General features: G+C 73.3%; 7 protein-coding genes. 3 read left to right on the top strand and 4 right to left on the bottom strand.

Annotation, left to right across the window (positions count from 1 at the left end):
- Positions 1-173: 173 nt before the first annotated feature.
- The gene (locus QC029_RS29780) at positions 174-1,832 is read left to right on the top strand and encodes an alkaline phosphatase D family protein (protein WP_279558961.1); all 1,659 of its coding nucleotides are present in this window, start codon (positions 174-176) and stop codon (positions 1,830-1,832) included.
- 40 nt (positions 1,833-1,872) lie between these two features.
- Here the strand turns inward: QC029_RS29780 and QC029_RS29775 are convergent, their stop codons facing one another.
- Positions 1,873-2,466: a dienelactone hydrolase family protein gene (locus QC029_RS29775; protein WP_279558960.1), complete on the bottom strand. Its 594-nt coding sequence runs from the start codon at positions 2,464-2,466 to the stop codon at positions 1,873-1,875.
- A gap of 140 nt (positions 2,467-2,606) precedes the next feature.
- On the opposite strand from QC029_RS29775, the gene QC029_RS29770 reads away from it, so the two are divergent.
- Positions 2,607-3,722, top strand: a complete 1,116-nt coding sequence (locus tag QC029_RS29770; RefSeq protein WP_279558959.1) for a mechanosensitive ion channel family protein — start codon at positions 2,607-2,609, stop codon at positions 3,720-3,722.
- Positions 3,723-3,754: 32 nt separating this feature from the next.
- Here the strand turns inward: QC029_RS29770 and QC029_RS29765 are convergent, their stop codons facing one another.
- The 3 genes from QC029_RS29765 to QC029_RS29755 are packed head-to-tail and all read right to left on the bottom strand — an operon-like array spanning position 3,755 to position 5,869.
- A complete protein-coding gene (locus QC029_RS29765) occupies positions 3,755-4,696 on the bottom strand; it encodes an RluA family pseudouridine synthase (RefSeq protein WP_279558958.1) in 942 nt (313 codons plus the stop codon).
- 31 nt (positions 4,697-4,727) lie between these two features.
- On the bottom strand, positions 4,728-5,348 hold the full coding sequence (gene lspA, locus QC029_RS29760) for a signal peptidase II (protein ID WP_279558957.1): 621 nt from the start codon (positions 5,346-5,348) through the stop codon (positions 4,728-4,730).
- A gap of 35 nt (positions 5,349-5,383) precedes the next feature.
- Positions 5,384-5,869, bottom strand: coding sequence for a TraR/DksA C4-type zinc finger protein (locus QC029_RS29755; protein ID WP_279558956.1), 486 nt, complete (start codon positions 5,867-5,869; stop codon positions 5,384-5,386).
- A 770-nt stretch (positions 5,870-6,639) separates the two neighbouring features.
- Here QC029_RS29755 and ileS point away from each other — a divergent pair.
- On the top strand, positions 6,640-9,789 hold the full coding sequence (ileS, locus tag QC029_RS29750; protein WP_279558955.1) for an isoleucine--tRNA ligase: 3,150 nt from the start codon (positions 6,640-6,642) through the stop codon (positions 9,787-9,789).
- Positions 9,790-9,838: the final 49 nt, after the last annotated feature.

Below are 9,838 nucleotides of genomic sequence, written 5' to 3'. Positions count from 1 at the left end.
CCCCCGTGGCGCGGCCACCGGGCCGGTCCCGTCCCGCCCGTCCCGCCCGTCCCGCACGGCCCGGCCCGTCCCGCACGGCCCGACCCGCCCGCGGGACAACGCCGTTCGACGAGTGGGCGAACTCTTTCCGGCGCCCTGTCCGCCGGTCCTACCGGCGCGTAGCATCTGCGGCCGTGACCGACACCCACACCACTTCCCGCCCCCCTGTCCCCACGCGGCGCACGGTCGTCGCGGCCGGCGCCGCGACCGCGGCCGGGGCCGCGCTGCTGCCGCTGGCCACCGCACGGCGCGCCCGGGCCGCGGACGGCCCGGTCTTCGCCCACGGCGTCGCCTCCGGTGATCCGCTGCCCGACGGCGTCCTGCTGTGGACCCGGGTCACCCCCACCCCCGACGCGACGCCCGGCTCCGGTCTGGGCGCGCCCGCGGAGGTCTCCTGGGAGGTCGCCGAGGACCGCGCCTTCACCCGCGTCGTCGCCTCCGGCCGCGTCACCGCCACGGCCGGGGCCGACCACACCGTCAAGGCCGACGTGCGCGGGCTGCGCCCGGCCACCGAGTACCACTACCGCTTCTCGGCCGGCGGCGTCCTCTCCCCCGCCGGCCGCACCCGCACCGCGCCCGCCGACGGCGCCGCGGCGGACCGCGTCCGCTTCGGGGTGGTCTCCTGCTCCCACTACGAGAGCGGGTTCTTCTCCGCCTACCGCCACCTCGCCGCCCGCGCCGACCTCGACGCCGTCCTGCACCTGGGCGACTACATCTACGAGTACGGCCGGGGCGAGTACCCGCTGAAGGACGGGGTCGTACGGGAGATGCGCCCCGTCCACGAGACGCTCACCCTGGCCGACTACCGGCAGCGCCACGCCCACTACAAGAGCGACCCGGACCTCAGGGCGCTGCACGCCGCGCACCCGGTGATCGCGATCTGGGACGACCACGAGATCGCCAACGACACCTGGTCCGGCGGCGCGGAGAACCACACCCCCGGCGCGGAGGGCGACTGGGCGGCGCGCGCCGGTGCCGCGAGACGGGCGTACTTCGAGTGGATGCCGGTCCGCCCCTCGGTCGAGGGCACCGTCTACCGGCGGCTGCGCTTCGGCGGCCTCGCCGACCTCCACCTGCTCGACCTGCGCTCCTTCCGCGACCGGCAGGCCGGCATCGGCGACGGCGGCGTGGACGACCCCGACCGCACGATCACCGGCCGCGCGCAGCTGGACTGGCTGAAGTCCTCCCTGGCCTCCTCCGACGCGCGGTGGCACCTGGTCGGCACCTCGGTGATGATCGCGCCGATGGCCTTCGGCTCCGTGCCGGCGCACCTGCTCGGGCCGCTGGCCGAGCTGCTCGGCATACCCCGCGAGGGCCTGGCCGTCAACGTCGACCAGTGGGACGGCTACACCGACGACCGCCGCGAGCTGCTGACCCACCTGCGCGACCGCGGCATCGGCAACACCGTCTTCCTCACCGGCGACATCCACATGGCCTTCGCCAACGACGTGCCCCTCCGGGCCGCGACGTACCCGCTGGAGCGGCCGGTCGCCACGGAGTTCGTGGTCACCTCCGTCACCTCGGACAACATCGACGACATCCTGAGGGTGCCGCCGCACACCGTCTCGTCCGTCGCCGAGACCGCCGTGCGCGCCGCCAACCGGCACACCAAGTGGGTCGACATGGACTCACACGGCTACGGCGTCCTCGACGTGGACGCCGAGCGGACCCAGATGGACTACTACGCGCTCTCCGACAAGACCGACCCGCAGGCGTCCGTCCACCACGTCCGCTCCTACCGCACCCGCTCGGGCACGCAGCGCGTGGAGCGGGCGGACCGGCCCGTGCGCTGAGGCCGCGGCGCCCTCCCGGGCGGGGCCGGCGGAGCGGCCGTCAGCGCTCCGCCGGCTGCTCCGCCAGCTCCGCCAGGAAGTCCAGCGCGATCCGCCAGGTCCGCTCGGCCGCGTCCTCGTCGTGGTCCGGCAGTCCGGGGTCGGTGAACAGGTGTCCGGCCCCGGCGTGGCGGTGGACCTCGACGTCCGCGCCCGCCCGCCGCATCCGCAGGTACCAGGCGTTGAGCCAGTCGTGCGGCTCGAAGGGGTCGGGATCGGCGACGTGGAGCTGCACGGGCAGGTCGTCCACGGCCGCGTCCTCCGGGATGTCGGAGGTGCCGTGGAGCAGCAGCAGTCCGCGCGCGCGGGTGTCGGCGAGCGCGAGGTTCTGGGCGATCGCCCCGCCCAGGGAGAACCCGGCGTACACCACCCCGCGCTCCGAGAGCGGGGCCGTGGCGGCGACGGCCCGCCTCAGCAGCTCGTCGCGGCCGATCCCGTCCTTGATCGCCATGCCCTCCTCCACCGTCGCGGCCGTCCGCCCGCCGTACAGGTCGGGGGTGTGGACCTCGTGCCCCGCCTCCCGCAGCCGCTCGGCCGCCTCCAGGACGGCGGGGCGCAGTCCGTAGGCGGAGTGGAACATCACAACGGTGGGCACGGTGTCACTTCCTTCGCAGGTCGGACTCATGATCCGCGTCCGGGCGCCACACCCGGGGGCGGAGTCCTCCCCATGGTGCCAGGTACGGTCGGGGGGGTCCGTTTCCGTCACCAGGAGTCTTCCGAGGAGTTCACACCACCATGGAGAACGTGCTGCGGCCGCTGATCGTCTTCGGTGGCGCGATCGTCCTGGCGTTCGCCGTCGGCTGGGCCATGGACCGCGCGCTGAGGCGCATGGACGCCCGGCACCCGGAGACCCCGCTGTGGGGACTGCTGCGCAGCGGCCGGGTCCCGCTCCAGGCGGTGGTCTTCGTCGGTCTGCTCAACGCCTTCTCGGACGAGACGCACCTGGCCAGGGACCACCAGAAGACCGTCGACCTGTGGCTGAACCTGATACTGATCGGCGCCACCGCCTGGCTGGTGCTGCGGGCCCTGACCGCCGTCGTGGAGACGGCGTACTCCCGCTACGCGGGCGTCGCCCACGACGCGGCGCGGGTGCGGCGCGTCCGCACCCAGCTGACGCTGGTCAGGCGGCTGGCGACGGCGCTGGTCACGGTGATCGCCGGTGCGTCGATGCTGCTGCAGTTCCCCGCGATGGAGAAGCTGGGCGCGTCCATGCTGGCCTCCGCCGGTGTGCTGGGCATCGTGGCCGGCATCGCCGCCCAGTCCACGCTGGGCAACCTCTTCGCCGGCCTGCAGATCGCCTTCGGCGACATGGTGCGCATCGGCGACACGGTGATCGTGGACGGCGAGTGGGGGACGGTCGAGGAGATCACCATCTCCTACCTCGTGGTGCGCACCTGGGACGAGCGCCGGATCACCATGCCGGTGTCGTACTTCACCAGCAAGCCGTTCGAGAACTGGTCCCGCGGCGGCGCGCAGATGACCGGCACCGTCCTCCTCCACCTCGACCACTCCGCGCCGGTCGCCGAGATCCGGAGGAGGACCGAGGAGATCGTACGCGCCAGCGACGCCTGGGACGGCCGCAGCTGGGGTCTGGTGGTGGTCGACACCACCCCCACCACGATCCAGGTCCGCGCGACGATGACGGCGCGCAACGCCGACGACATCTGGACGCTGCGCTGCGAGGTCCGCGAGGAGCTGATCGCCTGGCTCCACCGGGAGCACCCCTACGCGCTCCCCCGGGTCACCACCGCGCCGGCGGCCCCGGAGCCGCCGGCGCGCGCGGACGCGGGCGCGGCCGGCCGGGCCGACGGCGGGCGGCCGGGCATCCCCGACGCCCGGAAGCCCGGCTGAGCGGATCCGGGGGAGGACCGGCCCGCGGCCGTTCAGGCGCTCTCGGCGCGGACCCGGTCCAGCGCGGTCCGGAGGTCGTCGGGGTAGTCGCTGGTGAACTCCGTCCAGCGGCCGTCCGCCGGGTGCTCGAAGCCCAGCCGTACCGCGTGCAGCCACTGCCGGGCCAGTCCCAGCCGCTTCGCCATCGTCGGGTCGGCGCCGTAGGTGGTGTCACCGACGCACGGGTGCCGGTGGGCGGCCATGTGGACGCGGATCTGGTGGGTGCGGCCGGTCTCCAGCTTGATGTCGAGCAGGCTGGCGGCCCGGAACGCCTCGACGAGGTCGTAGTGGGTGACCGACGGCTTGCCGTCGGCGGTGACGGCCCACTTGTAGTCGTGGACGGGGTGCCGCCCGATGGGGGCGTCGATCGTGCCGCTGAGCGGATCGGGGTGGCCCTGGACGAGCGCGTGGTAGCGCTTGTCGACGGTGCGCTCGCGGAACTGCTGCTTGAGCAGGGTGTAGGCGCGCTCGGACTTGGCGACCACCATCAGACCGGACGTCCCCACGTCCAGCCGGTGCACGATGCCCTGCCGCTCGGCCGCGCCCGAGGTGGAGACGCGGAAGCCCGCCGCGGCGAGCCCGCCGATCACGGTGGGGCCGCTCCAGCCGGGACTGGGGTGGGCGGCCACGCCGACCGGCTTGACGACGACCACGATGTCGTCGTCGTCGTGCACGACCTCCATGCCCTCCACGGGCTCGGCCACGACCCGCACCGGCGCGGGCGGGGCGGGCATCTCGACCTCGATCCAGGCCCCGCCGCGCACCCGCTCGGACTTCCCGACCTCGCCCCCGTCGAGCCGGACCTTCCCCGTGGCGGCCAGTTCGGCCGCCTTCGTGCGGGAGAAGCCGAACATCCTGGCCAGGGCGGCGTCTATGCGCTCGCCCTCCAGGCCGTCGGGTACGGGCAGGGTGCGGATCTCGGGAAGCTGGCTCACCCGATCGAGTATGCCGGACCCGGCGGTCCGGTCAGTCGCGGTGGACGGTTCCGTCGGGGTCCAGGCCCCGGAAGGACAGCAGCACGATCAGCACCCCGCCGCAGACGATCGCCGAGTCCGCCAGGTTGAAGACGGCGAAGTGCGCGGGCGCGATGAAGTCCACCACATGCCCCTGGAAGACGCCGGGCGAGCGGAAGATCCGGTCGGTGAGGTTCCCCAGGGCCCCGCCCAGCAGCAGTCCGAGCGCGACGGCCCACGGCGTGCTGTAGAGCTTGCGGGCGATCCGCGCGATCACCACGATCACGGCCGCCGCGATGACGGTGAAGACGACGGTGAGGGCCTCGCCGATGCCGAAGGCCGCGCCCGGGTTGCGCACGGCCTGGAACCTCAGCCAGGTGCCGATCACCTCGATCGGGTCGTGGCCCTCCAGCTTGTCGACCACGATGATCTTGGTGATCAGGTCCAGGGCGTACGCGACGGCCGCCACGATGGCGAGCTCCGCGATCCGCCGCCGCCCGCGGGAGGCCGGCCGCTCACCGCTTCCGGACCCGCCACCGGTCCCGGCCTCGGCCCGGCCGTCGGCCGGGCCCGTGGTCTCGGTCTCGGTCTGCGCCTCGCCCGGCTGCTCGCCGGCCCGTTCCACCTCTGTCACGTGATGCAGGGTACGTCACACCCGGGCGGCGGCGGTCAGCGGCGTTCCTGCCGCTGCTTGCACTCGACGCAGAGGGTGGCCCGGGGGAAGGCCTGCATCCGCGCCTTGCCGATCGGCCTGCCGCAGTTCTCGCAGACGCCGTACGTCCCGGCCTCCAGGCGGTCCAGGGCGCGCTCGGTCTGGTAGAGCATCTCGCGGGCGTTCTCGGCGAGGGCCATCTCGTGCTCGCGCGTGATGTTCTTGGTCCCCGTGTCGGCCTGGTCGTCCCCGGCGCCGTCGGCCGAGTCCCGCATCAGCCCGTTGAGCGCCTCCTCCGCGGCGTGGATCTCCACGCGCAGCCGCTCGGACTCCGAGGACAGCTCGGCGCGCGCCTCCTCCACCTCCTCCGCGGTCCAGGGCTCCTCTCCGGGTCGTACGGCCAGCTCGTCGGGGGCGGCGGTCGCCGCGGCCGTACGTGCCGGGGGGACCGGGGCGGCGTGCTGGGCGGCCCGCGCTCCCGTCGTGGACTTCTTGGCAACCACCGTCTTGGCTCCTGTCTTCCTGCGGGCCGCCTTCCCGGCGTCCGTCCTCGCCGCTGCCCTCTTCGCAGCGGACTTCCTCCCGGCGGGTTCCCCCGCTCCGCCCTCCCCGCGCGCGGGGTTCTCCGCGGGGTGGTTCTCCGTGGGGTCCTCCGCGGATCCCTTCCCGCCGCTCGTCCCGCCGGCGGCCTCCTCGGCGGACCGCCGCGCGGCCTTCGACCTCCTCGCCGCGGTCTCCCTCGCCACCATGGCCGCGATCCCTTCGCATATGGTGATCTTGTGCACAAACCGTGACCGGAACGATAAAACGACGCCGATCACGCGGCAACGGGGCACGCCGGTCCGTCCGCACTTCCTGGGAGGCGGCCCCGTTCCCCCGCGAAGCGTTCTGCCCCGCGCCACGGGCCGAAAACCGGTCGGCCCCCATCGGGGGACACCCTTACACTTGGGCTGAGCGAGAGGCGCCGAAGGGGACGAGTAGCGTCCGTACGCAGCCACGAGCGACCCGGGGACGGTGTGAGCCCGGGGGCGAGCGCGGTGTGAAGATCACCCCCGAGCCGCCGGAAGAAAGCCCTCACGTACGCGCGGCGACGGCACGCGCGGCGGCGAGCGGCGAGTAGAACCGGCATCGCCGCACCAATGAGGGGGCGGTGGACACGTACCCGCGTACGCGTCCGGCGCCAAGGAGGGTGGTACCGCGGGTACCGGCGCCGACCGGCGGCGGTCTCGTCCCTCCGGCGGAAGTCACGATGTCCGTTGGAGGAAGCCTCACCATGAGCCCGCAGTCCCCGCCCCAGTACCGTCCGGTGCCCGCCCAGGTGGACCTTCCCGCGCTGGAGCGCGCCGTGCTGGACTTCTGGCGCGAGAACAAGGTCTTCGCCCGCAGCCTGGAGCAGTCCGAGGGCCGCCCCGAGTGGGTGTTCTACGAGGGCCCGCCGACCGCGAACGGCATGCCCGGCGCCCACCACATCGAGGCCCGCGTCTTCAAGGACGTCTTCCCCCGCTTCCGCACCATGCGCGGCTACCACGTGGCCCGCAAGGCCGGCTGGGACTGCCACGGCCTGCCGGTCGAGCTGGCGGTGGAGAAGGAGCTGGGCTTCAACGGCAAGCAGGACATCGAGGCGTACGGCATCGCGGAGTTCAACGCGAAGTGCCGCGAGTCGGTGACCCGGCACACCGACGCCTTCGCCGAGCTCACGACCCGGATGGGCTACTGGGTCGACATGGACGACGCCTACCGGACGATGGACCCGCAGTACGTCGAGTCCGTCTGGTGGTCGCTGAAGGAGATCTTCGGCAAGGGCCTGCTCGTCCAGGACCACCGCGTGGCGCCCTGGTGCCCGCGCTGCGGCACCGGCCTGTCCGACCACGAGCTGGCCCAGGGCTACGAGACCGTCGTCGACCCCTCGGTCTTCGTCCGCTTCCCGCTGACCTCCGGCCCGCTGGCCGGCGAGGCCGCGCTGCTGGTGTGGACGACCACGCCCTGGACGCTGGTGTCCAACACCGCCGTCGCCGCCCACCCCGACGTCACCTACGTGGTGGCCACCGACGGCGCCGAGCGGCTGGTCGTGGCCGAGCCCCTGCTGGAGAAGGCCCTCGGCGAGGGCTGGAGGGCGACCGGGCAGTCCTTCACCGGACGGGAGATGGAGCGCTGGGGCTACCGCCGCCCGTTCGACCTGGTGGAGATCGAGGGCGCCCACTTCGTCCTCAACGCCGAGTACGTCACCACCGAGGACGGCACCGGCCTGGTCCACCAGTCCCCCGCCTTCGGCGAGGACGACCTGATCACCTGCCGCGCCTACGGGCTGCCGGTGGTCAACCCCGTCCGGCCCGACGGAACCTTCGAGGAGGGCGTGGGCCTGGTCGGCGGGCAGTTCTTCAAGAAGGCCGACGAGGCGCTGGTGGCCGACCTCGACGCGCGCGGGCTGCTCTTCCGCCACGTGCCGTACGAGCACAGCTACCCGCACTGCTGGCGCTGCCACACCGCGCTGCTCTACTACGCCCAGCCGTCCTGGTACATCCGCACCACCGCCGTCAAGGACGAGCTGCTGCGGGAGAACGAGCGGACCAACTGGTTCCCGGAGTCGGTCAAGCACGGCCGCTACGGCGACTGGCTGAACAACAACATCGACTGGGCCCTGTCGCGCAACCGCTACTGGGGCACCCCGCTGCCGATCTGGCGCTGCGAGGAGGGCCACCTCACCTGCGTCGGCTCGCTGGCGGAGCTGTCGGAGCTCACCGGCTCCGACCAGTCCGGGCTGGACCCGCACCGGCCCTACATCGACGAGGTCGCCTTCGCCTGCACCGCCGAGGGCTGCTCGCTGCGGGCCACCCGCGTCCCGGAGGTCATCGACGCCTGGTACGACTCGGGCTCGATGCCCTTCGCACAGTGGGGCTACCCGTACCGCAACAAGGAGGTCTTCGAGAAGCGCTACCCGGCGCAGTTCATCTCCGAGGCCATCGACCAGACCCGCGGCTGGTTCTACACGCTGATGGCGATCGGCACGCTCGTCTTCGACCGCTCGTCCTACGAGAACGTGGTCTGCCTGGGCCACATCCTCGCCGAGGACGGCCGGAAGATGTCCAAGCACCTGGGCAACATCCTGGAGCCCATCCCGCTGATGGACCGGCACGGGGCGGACGCGGTCCGCTGGTTCATGGCCGCCGGCGGCTCCCCGTGGAGCGCGCGGCGCGTCGGGCACGGCACCATCCAGGAGGTCGTCCGCAAGACCCTGCTGACCTACTGGAACACGGTCGCCTTCCAGGCCCTGTACGCCCGTACCTCCGGCTGGGCGCCGTCCCCGTCCGACCCGGCCCCGGCGGAGAGGCCGCTGCTGGACCGCTGGCTGCTCAGCGAGCTGCACGCCCTGGTCGACCAGTGCACCCAGGCCATGGAGGCGTACGACACCCAGCGCACCGGCAAGCTGCTGTCCACCTTCGTCGACGACCTGTCCAACTGGTACGTGCGCCGCTCCCGGCGCCGCTTCTGGCAGGGCGACGCGGCGGCGCTGCGCACCCTCCACGACGTGCTGGAGACCGTCACCCGGCTGATGGCCCCGCTGGTGCCGTTCATCACCGAGCGGGTCTGGCAGGACCTGGTCGTGCCCGTCACCCCCGGCGCGCCGGACTCGGTCCACCTGGCCTCGTGGCCCGAGGCCGACCTGACGGCCGTCGACCCGGACCTGTCCCGCGACATGCTGCTGGTGCGGCGGCTGGTGGAGCTGGGCCGGGCCACGCGCGCGGAGTCGGGCGTCAAGACCCGGCAGCCGCTGTCGCGGGCGCTGCTGGCGGCGCAGGGCTTCGAGCTGCTCAGCGACGACCTGCGGGCGCAGATCGCCGAGGAGCTGAACGTGACCTCGCTCGCCTCCCTGTCGGAGGTCGGCGGCTCCCTGGTGGACACCACCGCCAAGGCCAACTTCCGGGCGCTGGGACGCCGTTTCGGCAAGCGCACCCAGCCCGTCGCCAAGGCCATCGCCGAGGCGGACGCGGCGGCCCTGTCAGCGGCGCTGCGCGCCGGCACGGCGGCGGTCGAGGTGGACGGCGAGACGATCGCGCTGTCGCCGGAGGAGGTCATCATCACCGAGACCCCGCGCGAGGGCTGGTCGGTGGCCTCCGACACCGGCGCCACGGTCGCCCTGGACCTGGAGATCACCCCGGAGCTGCGGCGGGCCGGGCTCGCCCGCGACGCGATCCGGCTGATCCAGGAGGCCCGCAAGAACAGCGGCCTGGACGTCGCCGACCGGATCGCCCTGCGGTGGCGGTCGGACGACGAGGACGTGGCCCTGGCGCTGACCGAGCACCAGGCCCTGATCGCGGACGAGGTCCTGGCGGCGGACTACGCGGAGGGCGGGGGCGACGACTCCTTCGGCGAGCCGTTCGAGGACGAGGCGCTGTCCCTGGTCTTCCGGCTGCGCCGCGCGTAGTCGCCCGGTCCGCCCCCGGTGTCCCGGACCGGCGGGCGGTCCGGGACAC

The organism is Streptomyces sp. DH37 (genome assembly GCF_029813835.1).
Taxonomy (GTDB): Bacteria; Actinomycetota; Actinomycetes; order Streptomycetales; family Streptomycetaceae; genus Streptomyces.
This window is presented reverse-complemented; position numbering and strand designations above follow the sequence as displayed.

Excerpts from the sequence above, each read along its gene's own strand:
- QC029_RS29770 (WP_279558959.1), top strand. The coding sequence starts at position 2,607 with ATGGAGAACGTGCTGCGGCCGCTGATCGTCTTCGGTGGCGCGATCGTC.
- ileS (WP_279558955.1), top strand. The coding sequence starts at position 6,640 with ATGAGCCCGCAGTCCCCGCCCCAGTACCGTCCGGTGCCCGCCCAGGTG.